The 21,188-nt window shown below is 46.7% G+C and carries 17 protein-coding genes; 2 read left to right on the forward strand and 15 right to left on the reverse strand.

Features of this window, described 5'->3' with window-relative positions; all coding sequences use genetic code 11:
• Positions 1 to 57: 57 nt before the first annotated feature.
• The 4 genes from JI667_RS09490 to gatC form a co-directional block, all read right to left on the reverse strand.
• Positions 58 to 1,686, reverse strand: a complete 1,629-nt coding sequence (locus tag JI667_RS09490) for a M4 family metallopeptidase (RefSeq protein ID WP_206852505.1) — start codon at positions 1,684 to 1,686, stop codon at positions 58 to 60.
• Between the two features lie 307 nt (positions 1,687 to 1,993).
• The gene (gene gatB / locus JI667_RS09495) at positions 1,994 to 3,424 is read right to left on the reverse strand and encodes an Asp-tRNA(Asn)/Glu-tRNA(Gln) amidotransferase subunit GatB (RefSeq protein WP_206852438.1); all 1,431 of its coding nucleotides are present in this window, start codon (positions 3,422 to 3,424) and stop codon (positions 1,994 to 1,996) included.
• Between the two features lie 12 nt (positions 3,425 to 3,436).
• On the reverse strand, positions 3,437 to 4,897 hold the full coding sequence (gene gatA, locus JI667_RS09500) for an Asp-tRNA(Asn)/Glu-tRNA(Gln) amidotransferase subunit GatA (RefSeq protein ID WP_206852440.1): 1,461 nt from the start codon (positions 4,895 to 4,897) through the stop codon (positions 3,437 to 3,439).
• Positions 4,898 to 4,909: 12 nt separating this feature from the next.
• Positions 4,910 to 5,200, reverse strand: a complete 291-nt coding sequence (gene gatC, locus JI667_RS09505; protein WP_206852442.1) for an Asp-tRNA(Asn)/Glu-tRNA(Gln) amidotransferase subunit GatC — start codon at positions 5,198 to 5,200, stop codon at positions 4,910 to 4,912.
• Between the two features lie 680 nt (positions 5,201 to 5,880).
• Between gatC and JI667_RS09510 the strand changes: the two genes are divergently transcribed.
• Both JI667_RS09510 and JI667_RS09515 read left to right on the forward strand, forming a co-directional pair.
• Positions 5,881 to 6,261, forward strand: coding sequence for a cupin domain-containing protein (locus tag JI667_RS09510; protein ID WP_206852444.1), 381 nt, complete (start codon positions 5,881 to 5,883; stop codon positions 6,259 to 6,261).
• On the forward strand, positions 6,258 to 7,325 hold the full coding sequence (locus tag JI667_RS09515; protein WP_244668270.1) for an AbrB family transcriptional regulator: 1,068 nt from the start codon (positions 6,258 to 6,260) through the stop codon (positions 7,323 to 7,325). Before JI667_RS09510 ends, JI667_RS09515 begins: the two co-directional genes overlap by 4 nt.
• On the opposite strand, the gene JI667_RS09520 is transcribed toward JI667_RS09515, so the two are convergent.
• From JI667_RS09520 to JI667_RS09570, 11 genes are all read right to left on the reverse strand, one after another.
• On the reverse strand, positions 7,322 to 7,768 hold the full coding sequence (locus JI667_RS09520; RefSeq protein WP_206852448.1) for a YueI family protein: 447 nt from the start codon (positions 7,766 to 7,768) through the stop codon (positions 7,322 to 7,324). The two genes, JI667_RS09515 and JI667_RS09520, sit on opposite strands and share 4 nt — an antisense overlap.
• Positions 7,769 to 7,916: 148 nt before the next feature.
• Positions 7,917 to 8,867 (reverse strand): ornithine carbamoyltransferase, encoded by a 951-nt coding sequence (gene argF, locus JI667_RS09525; protein WP_206852449.1) that lies wholly within the window; start codon positions 8,865 to 8,867, stop codon positions 7,917 to 7,919.
• A complete protein-coding gene (locus JI667_RS09530; RefSeq protein WP_206852450.1) occupies positions 8,867 to 11,944 on the reverse strand; it encodes a carbamoyl phosphate synthase large subunit in 3,078 nt (1,025 codons plus the stop codon). The genes argF and JI667_RS09530 overlap by 1 nt, the downstream gene beginning before the upstream one ends.
• Entirely contained in the window at positions 11,937 to 13,001 is a 1,065-nt protein-coding gene (locus JI667_RS09535; protein WP_206852453.1) for a carbamoyl phosphate synthase small subunit, read from the reverse strand. The genes JI667_RS09530 and JI667_RS09535 overlap by 8 nt, the downstream gene beginning before the upstream one ends.
• 68 nt (positions 13,002 to 13,069) lie before the next feature.
• The gene (locus JI667_RS09540) at positions 13,070 to 14,230 is read right to left on the reverse strand and encodes an acetylornithine transaminase (RefSeq protein ID WP_206852454.1); all 1,161 of its coding nucleotides are present in this window, start codon (positions 14,228 to 14,230) and stop codon (positions 13,070 to 13,072) included.
• A complete protein-coding gene (argB, locus tag JI667_RS09545; RefSeq protein ID WP_244668271.1) occupies positions 14,227 to 15,033 on the reverse strand; it encodes an acetylglutamate kinase in 807 nt (268 codons plus the stop codon). Before argB ends, JI667_RS09540 begins: the two co-directional genes overlap by 4 nt.
• On the reverse strand, positions 14,996 to 16,225 hold the full coding sequence (gene argJ / locus JI667_RS09550) for a bifunctional ornithine acetyltransferase/N-acetylglutamate synthase (RefSeq protein WP_280515481.1): 1,230 nt from the start codon (positions 16,223 to 16,225) through the stop codon (positions 14,996 to 14,998). The genes argB and argJ overlap by 38 nt, the downstream gene beginning before the upstream one ends.
• Before the next feature lie 14 nt (positions 16,226 to 16,239).
• Positions 16,240 to 17,274: an N-acetyl-gamma-glutamyl-phosphate reductase gene (gene argC, locus JI667_RS09555; protein WP_206852455.1), complete on the reverse strand. Its 1,035-nt coding sequence runs from the start codon at positions 17,272 to 17,274 to the stop codon at positions 16,240 to 16,242.
• A 200-nt stretch (positions 17,275 to 17,474) separates the two neighbouring features.
• Positions 17,475 to 18,755 (reverse strand): isocitrate lyase, encoded by a 1,281-nt coding sequence (aceA, locus tag JI667_RS09560; protein ID WP_206852456.1) that lies wholly within the window; start codon positions 18,753 to 18,755, stop codon positions 17,475 to 17,477.
• A 97-nt stretch (positions 18,756 to 18,852) separates the two neighbouring features.
• Positions 18,853 to 20,442, reverse strand: coding sequence for a malate synthase A (gene aceB, locus JI667_RS09565; protein ID WP_206852457.1), 1,590 nt, complete (start codon positions 20,440 to 20,442; stop codon positions 18,853 to 18,855).
• Positions 20,443 to 20,793: 351 nt separating this feature from the next.
• Positions 20,794 to 21,060, reverse strand: a complete 267-nt coding sequence (locus JI667_RS09570; protein WP_206852458.1) for a DUF3949 domain-containing protein — start codon at positions 21,058 to 21,060, stop codon at positions 20,794 to 20,796.
• Positions 21,061 to 21,188: the final 128 nt, after the last annotated feature.

Below are 21,188 nucleotides of genomic sequence, written 5' to 3' on the forward strand. Positions count from 1 at the left end.
CTAGATTTATGCATAGAAAAAGAAGAGCCCTTGCAGCTCTTCTTCGTCCCGCTATATTTAGTTGACACCTACCGCACTATATGCAGCATTCACGCTTGCCACCTCGGCACTTCCCGCTCCATATAAATCTGTAGCCGCTTGCACTGCCGCCGAACGAAGCTGGCTGAAGTTTGATGATGGTGTTAAATATTGAGTCAGGGCACGGTAATAAATCTTCCCTGTCTTATCCGTTCCGATTCCCGTCACCTTCACACCGTAATGTGTGCCACCTTGACTTAACAGATAAGCGGCCTTATTCCCGATTCCGCTGTTGATGTGAACTCCCCCGTTATCCTGTGTTCCTGTGTATCTAACAGAATAGTGGTCCGGATCTCCGTATTTCGCCGGATCAGACATGGAGCGAAGCGCATCTCCACTTTTATTCGGGGTATAGATGTCTTCTCCGATTTCCCAATCAGGATTATTATTAGCATCGAATTCTACCAATGTCCCAAAAATATCGGACATGGATTCATTGATGGCACCTGACTCATTTTGATAAATCAGATCGGCCGTCGTATCGGTTACCGCATGGGTCAGCTCATGGGCAATGACATCAAGTCCACCTGATAATGATACGAATGTAGATCCATCTCCATCACCGTATACCATCTGCTGCCCGTTCCAAAATGCGTTATTATAGTTTCTTCCATAATGGACAGTCGACTTCAACGCTGCACCATTTCCGTCATAGCTATTTCGATTATGGGTATTCTTATAATAATCGTACGTGGTTCCGGCATAATAATGTGCATCGACAGCTGCTGCGTCGTAGCTTGCGTTGAACACATTATCGCTGTCTGCCCACAGTGAACCTGGAAGACGAGTGCGGTTTGACGCGTCATACGTGAAGATGCCATTCCCTCTTGTGCGATCCTGTAAATAATAGGTGGAAGAAGAAAGGTACGTATTGAGGGATTTCGTATCTCCCAGCACTCCCTTACCCGAACCGACAGTGTCCGTCCCTCCGACGGCTCCCCCACCGCCGCCCGGCTTACCGGCTCCGTTGTTGGCTTCATGGATTTCATTCACTTTGCCAAGGATATCTCCTGTGACAGCATCCACGAAATAGTTCCAGTTTCCTGGCTCGGGTGCAAGGAAATTATAGTTTACGAGATAGGCATAATGAGCTTCCCCGTCTTTCACATAGATCACTGAATCAGATTTAGGAGCATATTCATAATCAGGCTTACTGCCTACTGCCTTAATCAAATCCTTTTCAGCTGTTGAAACAGCTTCTTTTTTTGATAGTTTCTTCGTTTGTTTCAGGTTTTGTTTCTCATCCAGGTTCGCTGCAGGTGCTCCCGATAATGCTGTGAGAACTCCTTCTTCATTTACGTGGGCAGTCAGAACAGATCCATAAACCGGAGTTCCCTTATACACCTGCTGGATACGAAGGTATGTAAATCCTACATCATCTTTCTGCTTATCTATTACTTTGAAAGATAATGTTGAATTCCCTTTAAACTTAAACGTCTTTTGCTTTTCTGTTAAGTAATCAAATACAACCGTTTCAGGAGCCTTTGAAGACGCCTTTGTTAATTGACCCGAAATAAATTGAGGAGTCCCCATCTGTGAATTGAAATTCACTTTCTCACTGACACCCGAAGCGCCAAATGCTTCTTGCCCTAATACCGGACTCATCATTAATCCTGCTGTTAATCCTAATGCAACGACTTTTTTCTTCAATTACAACACCTCTTTATAAGAATTTTCTAACTATTTAAACATTAAACATACTATAATATATGCCTCCCTCATTGCGAACGAGCCTAAAGACCTACCCTATCCATTCTTCAACCTCATGCTAAACGTCCTATACAAAACCGGCAAAAATCACTCAAATTAGGAAAACTTGAACAAAAAGAGGGACGGACCTTGAAAATTTCAAGGTCCGTCCCTAAAAAAAGCCCCCCGAGAGCACATGGTTCTCAGAGGGCTTTGCTATTCAACATTAACGCTTTTGAATTTCTTGAAGCAATAGTTTATTGACAAGAGGCGGGTTGGCCTGTCCTTTTGTCGCTTTCATGATTTGACCGACAAGGAATCCGATGGCACGGTCTTTCCCATTCTTGAAGTCTTCGATGGATTGAGGATTGGCATCCAAAGTTTCCGTCACGATCTTCAATAATGCACCTTCATCAGAGATTTGAACAAGACCTTTATCTTTCACGATTTGTTCCGGATCTCCACCGTTTTCCACCAATTCTTTGAACACTTTCTTCGCGATCTTGGAAGAAATCGTGCCTTTTTCAATCAGCTTGATCATTCCGGCTAACCCTTGAGGTGTCAGCTTAACCTCTTCAAGCTCCTTCTGCTGTGCATTTAAGTAAGCAGAAACCTCACCCATCAGCCAGTTGGACGCAAGCTTCGAATCTGCACCTGCTCCTACCGTTTCTTCGAAGAAATCAGACATTTCCTTCGTCAACGTCAGAACCATGGCATCATATGCAGGTAATCCCATCTCTTCAACATAGCGTTTTTTACGCTCATCCGGAAGCTCAGGGATCTCAGCACGAATGCGATCCATCCATTCTTGGTCGATGTGAAGATGCAACAAATCCGGTTCAGGGAAGTAACGGTAGTCATCCGATCCTTCTTTAACACGCATAAGGATCGTTTTCCCCGTTGACTCATCGAAACGAAGGGTTTCCTGTTGAATCAATCCTCCAGATAAAAGGACTTTCTCCTGACGCACAATTTCATACTCCAACCCTTTTTTCACAAAGTTAAAGGAGTTCAGGTTCTTCAGTTCGGCTTTTGTTCCAAATTTCTCCTGGCCGATTGGACGGAGGGAAATATTTGCGTCGCAGCGAAGCGACCCTTCTTCCATCTTACAGTCGGAAACACCTGTATATTGAATGATGGATTTCAACTTTTCAAGATACGCATACGCCTCTTCCGGCGTACGGATGTCCGGCTCAGATACGATCTCAATCAGAGGTGTTCCCTGACGGTTATAGTCGACAAGGGAATAGCCGTCACCTGAGTGAGTCAGTTTCCCTGCATCTTCTTCTAAGTGAAGACGAGTGATCCCGATGCGTTTCTTCTCACCATTCACTTCGATCTCGATCCAGCCATTCTCACCGATCGGCTTGTCGAATTGAGAAATTTGGTACGCTTTCGGATTATCCGGATAGAAATAGTTTTTACGGTCAAACTTCGTATCCGTTGCTATTTCGCAATTCAATGCGATGGCCGCTTTCATCCCGAACTCAATGGCACGTTTGTTTACGACCGGAAGAACACCAGGGTATCCAAGGTCGATCACGTTCGTATTTGTATTCGGCTCTGCTCCGAAATGGTTCGGTGCAGGAGAGAACATCTTACTGTCCGTTTTTAATTCTACGTGGACTTCTAGTCCGATTACTGGTTCAAAGTTCATTGATTTCACCCCTTACAGTTGTGGTCTTTTTGTATGGAAATCTGTCGCTTGCTCAAATGCATGAGCTACGCGATAAATCGTGCTTTCGTCAAAATGCTTTCCGATGATTTGCAGTCCAAGGGGAAGTCCTGTTGAAGAGAACCCACATGGAACAGAAATTCCCGGTACACCTGCAAGGTTTACTGGAATCGTTAAAATATCGTTTGCATACATCGTTAATGGATCATCGATTTTTTCACCGATTTTAAATGCAGGAGTCGGTGTCGTCGGTCCGATGATGACGTCGTATTTCGCAAATACATCTTCAAAATCTTTCTTGATCAATGTACGGGCCTGCTGGGCTTTCTTATAGTAAGCATCATAGTAACCGGAACTTAAGGCAAACGTTCCAAGCATGATCCGACGCTTCACTTCGTCCCCGAAACCTTCTGCACGTGTCTTCTTGTATAGATCAAGAAGGTTCTCTGCGTTCGGAGTACGGTAGCCGTAACGAACACCATCGAAACGGGCAAGGTTGGCAGAAGCCTCAGAAGAAGCTAACAAGTAGTACGTTGACACACCGAATTTAGAGTGAGGAAGAGAAACTTCTTCCCATGTCGCTCCCATGCCTTCCAACACTTTCAGTGAAGCAAGCACAGCTTGACGGGCTTCTTCCCCGACACCTTCACCTAAGTATTCTTTCGGCACAGCAATCTTAAGCCCTTTTACTTCGCCAGTAAGAGCTTCTGCATAATTTGGAACCTCCACGTTGGCAGACGTTGAATCATTCGGATCAAGTCCAGCGATGGCTTGCAGCAAGTACGCGTTATCCTCAACGTTACGAGTAATCGGTCCGATTTGGTCAAGAGATGAAGCAAATGCCACAAGACCGAAACGGGATACACGTCCGTATGTCGGCTTTAATCCGACAGTACCCGTGAATGCTGCCGGTTGACGGATGGAACCGCCTGTATCTGAGCCTAGAGAGAAAGGTACTTCTCCAGCTGCAACGGAAGCTGCCGATCCACCTGAAGAACCACCTGGGACCGTTTCAAAATTCCATGGGTTGCTTGTCTTCTGGAAACCGGAATTTTCAGTAGAAGAACCCATTGCAAACTCATCCATATTCAATTTACCAATCGTAATTGTATCGGCACTATGTAATTTATTGATCACCGTCGCATCATAAATCGGATTGAAGTTTTCAAGGATTTTACTTGCACAGGTTGTACGAAGACCTTTTGTAACGATATTATCTTTGATTCCGATCGGCATTCCGAACAGAAGACCTTTACTTTCATCCGTCCCGAGCTTTGCATCCATTTCCTTCGCTTTGCTCCGGGCATTCTCTTCATCCAGTGTTAAAAATGCCTTCACTTTATCTTCAACGGCATCGATTCGTTTGTACGACTCGTCTACCAAATCTGTCACAGAAACTTCTTTCTTATGTAAAAGCTCATGAAGCTCTGATAATTTATGGTCAAATAATGACATGAGATCCCCTCCTTAGTCCAAGATCGATGGAACGCGAACTTGTCCATCTTGTTTGTCTGGTGCGTTCTTCAACACTTCTTCACGTGGCAGTCCTTCAACAGGCTTATCTTCACGCATCACGTTCTTCATATCCAGTACATGACTGGTCGCTTCCACATTTGATGTATCCAATTCATTCAGCTGCTCGGCAAACCCGATAATCGCATCCAGCTGAGTCGTAAACTTCTTTGCTTCATCCTCTGTGATGGCTAGTCGTGCAAGGTGCGCAACGTGCTTCACCTGATCTTCAGAAATTCTAGACATCTTCTTCACCTCCGAATATGTTCGAACACTCACAATACTATTGATAATACCAAAATTCGCTTCATTAAAGCAACTATGATACTGGTTGTCCATACTTCCCTCCATTTTACCACGAAATCGGTGACGGGTGTGATTTTGTGAGGGACGGACCTTGAGTGGGAAGTATCTGAATTGGTTTTAAGATATAGTGGATGAGATGCGTTGGCCGGACACGCTTGAAGGGGCCTTTTCTACGTACAAACTCATGATCAGTCGATTTAGATGGGCTGGTCCCGTGATTCGGAACCTTTTCGTGGTGAAATCACACGGGATATCAGATTTTCTTATAAAAAGGTATGCATTTATTGCTAAACTACGGACTAAAGCATCAGGGTGATGCGTATCTTTTGGTTACTCCGGTGTTTTTTGTATCAAATCTCTTATGAGGAGCGAAATATGATGGAGGACAGTCTGTCAATTTGGGGCTGTACCCGGAGGATTGCGTCATTTCAGGCCGTGATTGCGTCATTTTCAGGATAATTGCGTCGTTTTTTTATTTATTGCGTCATTTTCACCCTTAATTGCGTCATTATCTCAATAATCGCGCCTTTTACCATAAAATAGAAAAGCCAGCCTTCTCTCCTCCACATTTAAAGGATTTCCCAATCTCATATCGAACCTATACTAAAGAGGTGATTCCAATGAAGATATATAGCTTCAATCAAAATACCGGAAAATCCATTCAACGATTCAACAGTCAAAACGTGACCATCCATCCTTTATTAAAGCCTGACGAGCCGTTTCAGGTTGGATACTTATATCTAGAAGCCAACAGCGTACTCGGAATGCATCCTGCCATGTGCGATCAGCTTCTGATGATTACGTCGGGAACTGGATGGGTTAGGATCGAAGGAGAAGAGAAAATTCTGGTCGCAGCGGGCATGGCCGTCTTTTGGCAGGAGGGTGAGATGCATGAATCCGGCTCAGAGGAAGGCATGACGGCGATTGTCGCAGAGGGAAGCAGGCTCGATCCAGAGCGGTATCTCAAGATCGACTCAGCATCCCGTCTGTACATAAATTGAGAGGATATCCTATTCTAGTAGCCTTTATAGCAGGGATCATCGGAGGTGGGGTCTTCACTCTCCTCCATCTTCCTCTTTCATGGCTGCTCTGTTCCATGGTTTCGGTCTTTCTCATCAATAAATGGACGAATTTTGAGCTCGCCTGGCCGTCCTATCTCCGGGATCTCGGCTTAATCATCGTCGGCTATACGATTGGGCAATCGTTCAGTCGAAAGACCATGATTGAAATCTTCACTCAGCTTCCGTCCATGCTGACGACAACGGTCACTCTTATCGTTTTCAGCATGATACTTGCTTATATTACATCTGAAATGACAGGGATTGGTCTGCCTTCAACCATTACAGGAAGCATTCCCGGCGGACTTTCACAAATGGTGGCTCTTGGGGAGGAGATGAAGACTATCGACTTGACGGTCGTCACGATCCTTCAAGTCATCCGGCTTTTATCCGTTATCTTTGTGGTTCCGTTCCTTGTTTTCAGTCCCCTTTTAGCCGGTGAAAGAACGGATTCGGGAGTGGCCGCACAGTCTCTTGAGCTGCCCGGCATTCAATGGGGGTTTGTCCTTTTTTTCACGATCGCGATCACAGCAGGCTTTTTAGCTGAAAAAATCCACTTGCCCACCCCTGGCCTACTTGGACCGATCTTAGTGATCGGCGGCTTCATGGTAGCTGAATGGCCGGTTCCCCATATGCCAGGTCTTCTCATTATTCTGGCACAGCTATCTTTAGGCATATACTTTAGCTTCATGATGAATTTCTCATCATCGGAAGGGATGGGCAAGTTTATCATATGGTCGTTATTTACTTCCCTTTGCCTGCTTTTATGTTGCACAGGTCTCAGCGTTCTATTAAGCCGCTGGCATGACATCACCTTCCTGACCGCCTTTATCAGCCTGGCCCCCGGAGGCATGGCCGAGATGGCACTGGTGGGACAAGCAGTCGATGCCGACCTTTCCATCATTACGGGTTATCATTTGTTCCGTATCCTGTTCATTCTTTTCGTCATCCCGGTCTTGTTGAAAGTGCTATTCAACTTTTCCATTTTCCAAAAGGGCAGACATTAGTAGAAAAGCTTATTTTTTATCGTTGAAAATAGGCTTTTCTTTTGTTTCGGCTTGGGTTCACCGACTTTTTCACTTTGCTTCTGCACATAGATTTCTTCTAGATCGATGGCATGATCATAGGCGAGAACAAGGCCGATTTCCGTTTCGATATCCTTATTGGTCACCATGGAAAACTTAATATGATGTGCATCGGCAAGCTTGATGTATTTTGATAAAAAGGTGTAGCTCATGTTTCCGTTCAATAAAAGCTTTGCATCAGGATGTTTCTTCATTCGATCCTGAACTTCTTTATATACTCCCTCTTCCCTCACCTGACTTTGGGTCAGAGCGATGACGATCCGCTCCCTGAGGCTTCCGAGAAACTTCCTTCTTTCATCAGGCTTGGTTTGCTTTTGACCGTACATTCCGTTTTCCAAATAATCATCTATACTTGGTTTACTCAAAAACACTGCACCTCCAAAACGTCTTATTACAGTTTCCCCTACACTATATGTTTACATGTGTCCATTTGGTTCTGTCCCATTTTCTCTTAAGGGGATAGTTCAGGCAACTAAAAGGGTCCGCTCTTCAAAGTGAGCGAACCCTTTGTTTTTATAAAAATAGAGATTGCAAGATCGCTTTCTGGACATGCAGTCGATTCTCCGCCTGTTGAAACACTGCTGAATGCGGTCCGTCGATGACGGCCGCCGTCACTTCTTCTTCACGATGGGCAGGAAGGCAATGGAGGAACGTCACGTCAGGTGCAGCGTGTGCAAGCAACCCTTCATTGACTTGATACCCTTTAAAGTCTTCAAGACGCATGAGTGCTTCTTCTTCTTGTCCCATACTTGCCCAGACGTCGGTGTAAACAACGTCAGCGGCAGTTACCGCCTCTATCGGGTCATACGTAAGCGCAAAACTCCCTCCGCTATCCAAAGCCAGATCCATCGTCTTTTCGATGATCTCCTCTTTCGGTTCGTAACCTTCCGGGCAAGAAACGACAACGTCCATCCCAAGCTTTGCACACAGGATCATGAAGGAGTGCGCCACATTGTTCCCGTCCCCGATGTATACCACCTTCAGGCCTTTTAATGTTCCTTTAATTTCAAGGATCGTCAGGACATCCGCCAATGCCTGACAGGGATGATACGTATCGCAAAGACCGTTGATAACGGGAACGCCGGCGTATTCGGCCAGCTGTGTGACCTTCCCGGTCCCGAACGTCCGGATCATGATTCCATCCACATAGGAAGACAGGACACGTGCCGTATCCTCAATCGATTCCCCTCTTCCCAGCTGGATGTCACGGGAGTTCAGATAGATGGCATGCCCTCCCAGTTGGAGCATCCCCGCTTCAAATGACACTCGAGTTCTCGTAGATGACTTCTCAAAGATCATTCCGAGGATCTTCCCTTCCAGACTCTTGGATCGTGGGTACTTCTTCAAGTACTGTGCAACATTCAAAAGCTCATGTACTTCTTCGTCCGTGTAATCCAGCCAAGTGACAAGATCTCTTCCTTTTAAAGACAGCTTATATGGTATCGATGCGATGGTTGATTTCATTATACTCCGTTCACTCCCTGCAAGATTTTCGAATGGACTAAAGGCTTCGGTTTCACATTGAGTGCGCTCTTACTCCGAATGAAGGCGTACAAGGTTTCCGCCTCGGTCATGACGGTGATTCCTGCCTCTAAAGCAGCGATCCTTCTCTTCTTCATTGCTTCCGATTCCTCATCACTGTAATAGATACAGGCAGTGTCTGTTTCGATCCAATCACTGAATATATCCTCCGGGGCTGTCTGATACTGACTTATTTCCGGGTGTGGGCTGTCGACGTAAATCGTCCCGCCGGCTTCCACTCCCGCATGTATCTCTTCAAACACTTTATACAAAGCTTCTTCGACGGTTTCACCGAGACACAACCCTTCTCCCGTCGACTTCATATTTGCACCCAGCGTTTGATCGATTTCCGGCAGGGCGTGGGATGAAAATACAGGATACTTCACTCCGACCCCATCCACCTGGGAAGGAGTATCAAAAGCATCGATCGTCAGGTCCTCCCCGCATATTAAATCGATGGCCATATCCATCAATGAAAAGCCAAGGATCTTACTGACAATCGGGACGGTACGGCTGGCCCGTGGGTTCACTTCCAGCACGTATACCTGTTGATCCTTCAGCAGGAATTGAATATTCATGAGTCCTTCATACTGAAGGGTGGTGACTATCTTACATGCATAGCCTTCGATGGTCTCTATTATTTCCTCAGAGAGGGACTCAGAAGGGAAGATGGACATGCTGTCTCCCGAGTGGACGCCTGCCCGTTCAATATGCTCCATCACTCCTGGCACATATGCGTGGGTACCGTCCCCTACAAGATCGATTTCCACTTCCTGTCCCTCCTTGAATTCATCTACTAAAATAGGGAAATACTCTTTCTCTGCTTCCTGAATGAAACATTGCATTTCTTCCGGTGTCTTCACCTTCACCATGCCTTTGCCGCCAATGACGTAGGAAGGGCGGCAAAGAAGTGGGAAAGCTAAATGACGCGCCACCTGCAATGCCTCTTCCCTGTTATGACAGATCTCTCCATTCACCCGTGCAATCCCTTCGTCATCCAATAACTGATAAAATCGTTCCCGGTTTTCCACCCGATCGATCGAATCGTTAGACGTCCCAAGTAACTTCACACCCGCTTCTTCCAGTTTCCCGGCCAGATTCAACGCCGTCTGTCCGCCAAATTGGACAAGGACCGAATCCACTTTTTCATGATCAATGATCGAAAGGACAGATTCCATCGTAATCGGTTCAAAATATAATCGGTCCGCCGTCTCATAATCGGTGCTGACGGTCTCGGGATTATTGTTCACCATGATCGTGGTGTATCCATGCTCTTTCAGGCGCTGGATCGCCTTGACGGCACTGTAATCGAATTCGACACCCTGACCGATCCGGATCGGTCCCGCCCCGATGATCATCACTTTCTTCTCACCCGCCAAGGGCTTTATCTCATTTGAACCATAGTAGGTGGAATACGCATAGTTCGTGATGGCTTCAAATTCTCCGGCGCATGTATCCACCATTTTGAACGCAGGGACGAGCCCGTCCTCCACTCTTATCGTGGTGATATCCGCTTCTGATTTCCCCGTGAATCCGGCAATGATTTTATCCTCAAATCTGAATTCTTTTGCTTTTTTCAAAAGTTTCGGGGTAAGCGGCATGCTCTGAAGCTTTTTTTCCATAGACACCAGATTCCTCATAACCGACAGGAACAGCTCATCGATTCCAGTCTTCTCATGAAGATCGGCAACCGCATGGCCTCTTCTTAACAGCTCCATCAGTTCAAAGAATCGTGTATCCGTAGGCACCTCAATCTTTTCTTTCAAGTCTTGAGCCGACACACCCGTCAGTCCTCTATAGATGTTCTCTACAGACATATCCAATGATTGGATGGCCTTTTGAAAAGCGGCCTCAAGTGAGCGCTCAATCGCCATCACTTCACCCGTTGCCTTCATCTTTGTCCCAAGAACCCGGTTCGCTTCAGGAAACTTGTCGAACGGCCATCTCGGAAACTTCACCACCGTATAGTCAAGGGCAGGCTCAAAGCTTGCATAGGTCGTCCTCGTCAGCGGATTGATGATTTCATTCAATGCGTAACCAACAGCAAGCTTCACCGCGATCTTGGCAATGGGATAGCCCGTTGCCTTTGATGCAAGGGCAGAAGATCTGCTCACACGGGGGTTCACTTCTATTACATAGTACTGTTTGCTGTTAGGGTCTAAAGCAAATTGGATATTGCATCCTCCCACTACCTTAAGGGCACTGATAATTTCAAATGCCGCTGTACGGAGCATTTGGAATTCTTGATCTGTCAGGGTCTGGGACGGAGCGACCACGATAGAATCCCCTGTATGGACCCCAACCGGATCAAAGTTTTCCATATTACAGACCGATATACAATTTCCTTTCGAATCTCTCATCACTTCATACTCGATCTCTTTGAAGCCGGCGATGCTCTTTTCCACGAGGACTTGATGGATGGGACTCGCCTTCATTCCCGATAAAATGAGCTTTCTGTATTCCTCCATCGTAGAAGCGATCCCGCCGCCTCTTCCCCCTAACGTATAAGCAGGACGAACGATGATCGGGAATGCGATCGTTCCAGAGAAAGTCAGCGCACCTTCCAAGTCATGAACGATGCTGCTTTCAGCCGTCGGATGGCCAAGCTCCTCCATTAACGAACGGAACTTCTCTCGATCCTCCCCCTTTTGAATGGAATCTACGGAGGTACCGAGAAGCTTTACGCCGTACTTGGCAAGAATCCTTTTCTCATCCAGTTTGACGGCAAGATTCAAGGCGGTCTGCCCGCCGAGGCCTGCCACCAATCCATGGGGTCGTTCTTTTTCGATGATGGCCGTCACAGACTTGATGGAAAGGGGCTCACAATACACTTTATCGGCGTAAGCCGTATCCGTCATGATGGTGGCGGGATTATGGTTTACAAGGATCACCTCATAGCCCTCTTCCTTCAGGGCAAGGCACCCCTGTGTACCGGAGTAATCAAATTCAGCGGCCTGCCCGATGATGATGGGGCCCGACCCGATGATCAGGATTTTCTGTATACTGGAATCTTTAGGCATATAATTTCTCTCTCCCTGGTTGTTTAATCGATTGATAGAATTGATGGAATATCCACGACGCATCTTCAGGTCCCGGACGCGCTTCAGGATGGAATTGAGCGGACAGGATCGGTTTATCCTTATGCTGAAGTCCTTCAATTGAACCATCATTCACGTTGATAAAACGTGGCTCAAGGCCGGTACCGACCAGGCTTTCCTTGTTCACCACATAATTATGATTTTGCGAGGTGATGAAAACCTCACCCGTTTGATGATCCATGACGGGATGATTCGCTCCTCTGTGCCCAAACAATAATCGTTCCGTGTCCCCTCCAAGGGCAAGGGCGATCAATTGATGGCCCAGGCAGATGCCAAGGGTCGGGGTCCCCATGATGTTCTCTTTCAGTCGGGGCAGGAATGCTATCATTTCCTTCGGGTCCCCGGGGCCGTTGGATAACACCAGGCCATCGATGCTCAACTGGTCCAACAACTCCAATTGGTGAAACGGGATGACCGTAACGAGACAGTCCATTTTGAGCAAACTGCTTACAATCGATTTCTTCACGCCGAAATCGACGACGGCAATATGCTTGCTCCCACTTCCCACCTGACGAATCTCCGTGAGCGCTACTTTTTCGATTTGACCTGTCAGCCTTTCCTTCCCCGGGAGTATTTCCGTATACGCAATACAGGCATTTTGACTCCCTCCATCACGGATCGTCTTGACAACCTCTCTTGTGTCCACCCCTGTCATGAACGGAATTTTCCACTTCACGAGATAGTCCTTCAATGAAGAAGTGGCATAATAGTGGGAGTAGGCGTCTGGCGAATTGAGCATGATGACCCCTTTGACCTGGGGCTCTCCGCTTTCGAAATCATCCTCATTCACTCCGTACTGGCCGATGAGAGGATAAGTGAAGACGACGATCTGATCTTTGTACGAAGGGTCCGTCAACACTTCCTGATAGCCGGTCATCCCCGTAAAAAAGACAATTTCACCCTGAACGGGGTCAATCTCATCCATGATGATTTCCCCTTTAAAGATGCTTCCGTTTTCCAAACATAAATAACCTGTCATGAGATGCACTCCTCAATATGAATAAATATTTATAATTAAGTATTTTTATACATTAATAGTTAAAAAAATTAGTATACTCCGGCTGATTGATGCTGTTTGATCGTACTGACTAAAATATGAATAGCCCGATCGAGTTCCTTATAAGTAACTGTCAACGGTGGCAAAAGCCTGATGACCTGTGTGCCGGCAGGAAGAGTCAATAACCCATTTTTCCGCAGTTCCGTGATGATGTCTTTCACCTCATGATGGAATGAAATCCCCATCATAAAACCGATTCCCTTCACCTCTTTTACAATGGTACACTCATTCAGCTGGTCGTTCAGTTCATTCATAAAGTATTCAGACTTACGCTGAACATCCTGCAAAAAGGCCTCATGAAAGATCGTTTCCATTGTCGACTTCGCTGCTGCCATAGCTAACGGATTTCCTCCGAAAGTCGATCCGTGAGTGCCTGGTGAAAAGGATGAAATGAGTGCTTCCTTCCCGATCATAGCTCCAACAGGGAATCCGCTTCCGATCCCTTTTGCAACCGTGACGATATCCGGATCCAGGGAATAATGCTGATACGCAAATGGTTTACCCGTCCGTCCTGCACCTGTCTGGACTTCATCGATGATTAGTAATGCATCCAGTTCCCTGCACTTGGCTTCTACCGCCTGCAAAAATGATGTGGTACCCGGATTGACTCCCCCTTCTCCTTGAATCACTTCCAGCATGATGGCCGCTACATCCCCATCCTCCACATCCGACAGTGCCTCTTCATCGTTATATGGAAGATACTCAAATGTCGGTAGTAACGGCCCGAAGCCTCTATGAATCTTTTCTTGTCCTGTTGCGCTCATTGTCGCAAAGGTGCGGCCGTGGAAGGACTGCTTGAAGGTGAGGATCTTCGTTTTGCCCGTATGCTTTTTCGCCAATTTGATAGCCGCTTCATTGGCTTCCGCCCCGCTGTTACAGAAGAAAACGGCATCCAGACCGCTTGCAGAAGCGAGAAGCGCAGCTGCCTCTTCCTGCATCGAGATCGGAAACAGGTTCGACACATGCCAAAGTTCATCCATCTGTTTTTTCACCGCCTCTTTGACACCTGAAGGAGAATGACCCAAATTACAAACCGCGATCCCCGAAATGAAATCCAAATACGTTTTCCCATTCCGGTCCTGCACCTTTGTGCCGTTGCCCGATACCAATTCTATGTCTAACCGATTATACGTAGGAAATACATAACTCATACTACTACCTCTTTTCCACCCGTTATCTGTGTTCCAATCATTTTTCCGTCCTGAATGATAGAGTCCTGACAACCGACAATCATCACCTCGTGTATGTTTTCATGCAGAACGGATAAAGCGGCCTGTACCTTTGGGATCATCCCTCCATAGATCACCCCGGAGTCGATATACTGATTAATGTCCTCCATTGTTACACGTGAAACAAGTTCACCATCTTTCAGAATACCCGGAACATCCGTGACAAACACCATTTTTTCTGCATTCAGAGCCTTGGCGACAGCTGAAGCGGCCAGGTCTGCATTGATATTCACCCGTTGCCCTCCGGCGGTTGATGCAAGGGGGGCAATGACGGGCAAATAGTTCAATGACAGTAAGTTGTGAAGCAGTGTGAGGTTCACCTCTTCTATTTTTCCGACATATCCGAGAGACTCTTCATCTATGAAACTCGCCTTTAACAACTGGGCATCGTACCCGCTCAATCCAATGGCATTGACTCCTGCATGGTTGAGTCGATGGACGAGTTCGCTATTCACCTTGCCTTTTAAAACTTGTTCAGCAATGGCGAAAACATCATCCGTGGTCTTTCGCTGCCCGTCAATGAATGTGGACTGTATTCCAAGCACCCCGAGTGTAGCCGTGATGTCCGGCCCCCCACCGTGAACGATGATGACATGATGGCTCCGCTGCAGGTCTCTTATACTTTGATAGAAAGAGGCTGAAACCTTGGAAAGGATGCTGCCACCCAGCTTCACCACCAAAACGTTCTTATGTTCGGTAACTTGCATTGATTTTGACGTAATCATACGTAAGATCGCACCCCCACGCTTTTCCTTGTCCTTCGCCGCCGTACAGGAAGACGCTAATCCTCACTTGTTCAGCCTGCATATACCGGCTCACTTCTTCCTCATTGAATGGTTGAGGCGTTCCATCTGAAAATACGAGGATGTCCCCGATCGAGATATCACATTGATGAGGGTTGAGAGCTACTCCGCTGTGTCCCATGGCTCCAACGATCCTTCCCCAGTTGGGATCCCCGCCGAAGATGGCCGTCTTCACTAAGTTGGATCCGACAATCTTCTTTGCTATGATATTGGCCTCTTGATGGGAGTTCGCCCCTGTGACACCCACTTCCACCAGTTTGGTTGCTCCTTCCCCGTCCCTCGCGATTTGTTTGGCCAGATCTTCACATACCGTGTTCAATCCTGCTTGAAAGTGATGCCAATCAGGATGAGTTTCCCCCAGGACATCATGTTCTACCATCCCGTTTGCCATGCTGATGACCATGTCATTGGTGGACGTTTCCCCGTCTACGGTAATTTGATTAAAGGATTGGTCGATGGCGGTTTTGAGGGCGGTTTGTAACACGTCCGATGGGATGTTGGCATCCGTTGTGATGAAACCGAGCATCGTCGCCATATTCGGATGGATCATTCCCGAACCTTTCGCACACCCTCCTATGGTCACCGTTTCCCCGCCGATCAGTACCTGACAGCAGGACGTTTTCTCGATGGTATCCGTGGTGAGGATCGCCTTCTGGAACGACCGGGCATCTTCCAAACTCCCGGCGACCCGGATTTCCATGCAGCCCCTTTTCATCTTTTCCATCGGAAGCCATTCGCCGATGACCCCGGTTGATGCCACAGCCACATACTCTTCAGGAATTTGGAACCGCCCGGCAATCCATTCCCTTGTTTGATACGCATCTTTCAGCCCTTGTTCACCTGTACATGCATTGGCAATCGCACTGTTCACGACGATCGCCTGCAGTTTATGAGATTGAGAGATGCTTTCCTGTGTGACTTTAAGGGGTGCCGCTTGAAAGTGACTTTGGGTATAGACCGCTCCGCAGTGAGCGGGTTTCTCGCTGTAAATGACCCCGAAATCCTTTTTTGAATATCGAAGTCCCGCGTGGATTCCGCCCGCCTTATACCCAAGTGGCGACAGAATCGTTCCTCCCTCAATCCGTCGAACACCCTTTTCTTTAACCAGTTTCATGGATTCTCCCCCTCTTATGGATAAATTGGATAATGATGAAGTCCCGTCGTTTCGTCTATTCCGAGCATCACATTCATATTCTGCACCGCTTGACCTGCCGCCCCCTTGACCAGGTTATCAATCGCTGACACAATCGTTACCCGGTTTGTCCGTGGATCGGCTTTGATGGATACATCACAGAAGTTGGTACCGAACACTTCTTTTGTACTTGGGAACTGACCTATCTGGCGCACCCGGATGAAAGGACTCCTTTCAAAAAAGCTGTGATAGAGGCTGTGTAACTCCCCTGTGATAGAGGTGTCCTTTAATTCTGCGTACATCGTCACCATGATCCCCCTGGTCATGGGAATAAGATGGGTGGAGAACGTGATCGGTCCCGTTTCACTGTCCCATATCTTTAACTGCTGTTCGATTTCCGGAGTATGCTGGTGCTCATGGACTTTATAGATTCGTAGATTTTCCTGTGTCTCCGAGAAGTGGCTGGACTGAGTCGCTTTTCTCCCCGCTCCGGATAATCCCGTTTTCGCATCGATAATCAGGGAGTTGGGCTTTATGGGATTGTGATGAAATAGTGGGGCAAGACCTAACAGTGTTGCCGTCGGAAAGCACCCGGGGTTCGCAATCAGAACTGCGTCCCTGATGGCTTCGCGATTGAGTTCAGTCAGTCCGTAAACGGCTTTGTCCAGGATGTGTTTCGGTGCCGATTCACCTTTATACCATTTTTCATATTCACCGGGGTCCTTCAATCGAAGGTCTCCTGAAAGATCGATCACTTTGGCCTTTTTCCCGATGAGTTTCTGAGTAAGCGTCTTTGAAACGCCAGAAGGGGCCGCGAGAAAAACGAAATCAAGCTGGTGCATCTCCTCCGTCACGATCGGCTTCACCTTTTCCCGGGATAGCCCAGATAAATGCGGATACTCCTCCGCATAGGAAGTCCCATCTAACGATGATGAATACAAAATGCATTCATTCACATCCGGGTGATTTGATAAAAGACGATACAATTCCACACCTCCGTACCCAGTACTGCCAACAATACCAACATTCAATACCAATCACTCCAGACAATAAATTTAAATTAGGTCTAATTATATGAGTGTATATTAATAAAATCAATAGTATATTTATAAATTTTTCATCAAAGTTACTCTATTCACACAATCACTTCGATCGTACTACATGCAAACACAAATAAAGGTCCGTCCCTCGCTGGTGAGGGACGGACCTTTATGAGTATTTTAATACTGTTTTAGAATTGTGCTGCCTCCGTCGAACCTTTCAGAGCGGTTGTGGAGGAAGTGCCGCCTGAAATCACCATGGATACTTCGTCAAAATAACCTGTTCCGACTTCACGCTGATGTCTAGTAGCGGAATATCCGTGCTTCTCGCTTGCAAATTCTGCTTCCTGAAGCTGTGAATAAGCAGCCATACCGCGATCTTTGTACCCTCTTGCAAGCTCGAACATACTGTGGTTCAATGCGTGGAAACCTGCAAGTGTGACGAACTGGAATTTATAGCCCATTTTTCCAAGCTCCACTTGGAATTTGGCGATTGTTTCATCATCCAATTTTTTCTTCCAGTTAAAGGATGGCGAACAGTTATATGCCAGTAATTTACCTGGATGTTCAGCATGGATCGCCTCAGCAAATCGTCGTGCTTCTTCAAGATTCGGTTCAGACGTTTCACACCATACAAGATCAGCATAAGGAGCATATGCAAGCCCTCTTGCGATTGCCTGGTCAAGTCCGGCATTTGTGCGGAAAAACCCTTCCGGCGTGCGGTCGCCCGAAATGAACGGCGCATCATACGGATCTACATCACTCGTGATCAAATCCGCCGCATTCGCATCCGTACGTGCAACGATCAATGTCGGTACGCCCATTACATCCGAAGCAAGACGGGCAGAGATAAGGTTCTTAACTGCCGTTTGGGTAGGAAGAAGTACTTTCCCTCCTAAATGACCGCACTTCTTCTCAGAAGAAAGCTGGTCTTCGAAGTGGACGGCAGAAGCCCCTGCTTCAATCATCCCCTTCATTAATTCGAACACGTTCAACTGGCCTCCGAATCCAGCTTCGGCATCGGCCACGATCGGCACGAACCAATCAATGGATTCGTCCCCTTCCACATAATGAACCTGATCGGCACGTTGCAGGGCCTGGTTGATCCGCTTTACGACAGATGGGACGGAGTTAGCCGGGTACAGACTTTGATCGGGATACATATGTCCTGAAAGGTTAGCATCCGCTGCGACCTGCCATCCGCTTAGATAAATGGCTTTCAGACCGGCTCTTACCTGTTGGACGGCCTGGTTTCCAGTCAATGCGCCAAGGGCATTGATATAGGCTTCTTCGTGAAGGAGATTCCACAGCTTTTCAGAACCCCTGCGGGCCAGAGTGTGCTCAATGTCGATGGACCCTCTTAGACGAATAACGTCTTCAGCTGAGTACGGGCGCTCAATACCCTTCCAGCGTTGATCCATTTCCCAGTTTTCCTGTAGTGACGTTACACGTTCGTTATTCGCTTTTACCATGTTAAATCTCTCCCTTTTTTGGTTTTTGAATTTTCATATGTTCGATCAATTATTGCCTTGGGTTATGTGCTTGAGGTCCGTCCCTCTGAATATTTTTTTATAGGATTTCGTAGCCCGGGATGGTGAGGAAATCTGTGAACTGGTCGTTTTGGATGAGCTGGTCGAATAGTTCCACGGCTTCCACGAATCGACGTTCTTTGTATCGCTCTTCACCCAGTTGGCTTTTGAGTTTTGTCAGTTCTTCCTGTTTCAACCCATCATAGAGTTCCATGGTGATATTCCGGCCATCATCAAGGATCCCCTTCGGATGGCGGATCCACTGCCACAGCTGGGCACGGGAGATTTCTGCTGTTGCCACATCTTCCATCAGGTTGTGGATCGGAGCCGCTCCCTGGCCGCTCAGCCAGGAGGAAATATATTGAATGCCCACATTGATGTTCAAGCGGACACCCTCTTCCGTTATCACTCCTTGAGGAACTTCAAGGAGATCCCGTTCCGACACTTCAAGACTATCCAATGTTTTCACATCAATCTGATTGGACATTTTCATTTCATGATTGAATACGTCCATGGCAACCGGGACTAATCCGGGATGCGCGACCCATGTCCCGTCATGACCATCACGCGCTTCTCTTTCTTTGTCTGTTTTCACTTTATTGAACGCTTCTTCATTCTTTACAGGATCGTTCTTTACAGGAATCTGTGCCGCCATCCCGCCTATCGCAGGGGCTCCCCTTCTGTGACACGTCTTGATCGTGAGCAGTGAATACGCTCTCATGAATGGCGCTGTCATCGTGACCGACGAACGATCCGGAAGAATTACATCATCCTGTTCACGCAGCTTTTTAATATAACTGAAAATATAATCCCATCTCCCGCAATTCAATCCAGCTGAATGGTCTTTTAACTCATAAAGGATTTCATCCATTTCAAACGCAGCCGTAATCGTTTCAATTAGTACCGTCGCTTTGATCGTCCCTTTTGGGATCCCGACATACTCTTGTGCAAAGACGAATACATCATTCCAAAACCGTGCTTCCTGGTGACATTCTAATTTAGGTAAGTAAAAATAAGGGCCTTTATCTGCAGAAGTTAAATGAGTGGCATTATGGAAAAAGAATAAGCCAAAGTCCACAAGGCTTCCCGATAATGGTTTTCCATCCAGTTCGATATGTTTCTCTTCCAGATGAAGCCCCCTTGGTCGCACGATGAGTACGGCATGTTCTTCTTTTAATTCATAACGTTTCCCGTTTGTCTCGAAGTCTATCGTGTGGTGTACAGCATCTCTGAGGTTAATCTGTCCATCTATGAGGTTCGTCCATGTAGGTGAAGTGGCATCTTCAAAACATGCCATGAAACATTTAGCTCCGGAGTTCAGAGCATTGATGACCATCTTTCGATCGACAGGGCCTGTGATTTCCACCCTTCGATCCTGTAAAGCTTTTGGTATCGGGCGTACCTTCCAATCACTTTGTCGAATCGACTCCGTTTCTGGTAAGAAACGGGGAAGCTCTCCGCCGTTGATCCGTTCCTGCTTTTCGTCCCGGTTGTGTAACAGCTCCTTGCGTTTGTCGCCGAATCTCCGTTCCAACTGCTCTAAAAACTGTAAAGCTTCCGGAGATAAAATGTCAGCAAAGCCCGGTCTGATTTCCCCGGTTACCTTGATACCAACCATCTGAGTAGACATAGAACCTATTCACTCCTTATGTGTATTAAACAAATCTTATTGTTATAATACAGATTATTTAACATGTTTGTATTGTATAACAGATGGACCTGTTTTGGAACACTTTTTTCAGAATTTTCATTCGACAATTTTCGCAAATCCCCTAAACCGCTCCCTAAATAAAAAACGAAGGTCCGTCCCTCATCGCGTTAAAGCGGTGAGGGACGGACCTTTAATTTAATAATGGAACCAGAGTCGGTTAACGTTTGTGCTCCAATTCGCTGATTCTTTTCTCTAACTTTTTGTTCTGTTCAAGGACTAAGGCAGCAAAGGTCAGGGACGTTCCAGCCACGATAAGGGCAATAAAGCTCATCATCCTTTTCCATCTCCCTTGTTTCTCATTTTGTATAGGATATGAGCGATGATGTTGGCAGGGATGATGAGAGGATTGGACTGGGCATTGTGATGCAACACCTGTTCCTGGACAGGCATATCTTCAAACATCTTCCCCTGGGACACATTCTTTCTTCTTTCCTCATCCATCGCTTTAATATACCGATACTGTATCGGGATCATGATGAGCGTGACAACGAATAAAACAAGAGCAACGATGAGTCCAAATAGATAAAATCCGTTCATACCGTTTCACCTCAATTGGTCTTTACCTGTTCTACGTATGGATCAGCCTGATGGTTTCATTTTTCTGGAAAAGGAAGGTCCGTCCCTCAAAAAAAGAACTAACCCCTGTGCGGATTAGTTCTTTCCTG

This window comes from Bacillus sp. NTK074B, from assembly GCF_017303375.1.
Classification (GTDB): domain Bacteria; phylum Bacillota; class Bacilli; order Bacillales; family Bacillaceae_B; genus Rossellomorea.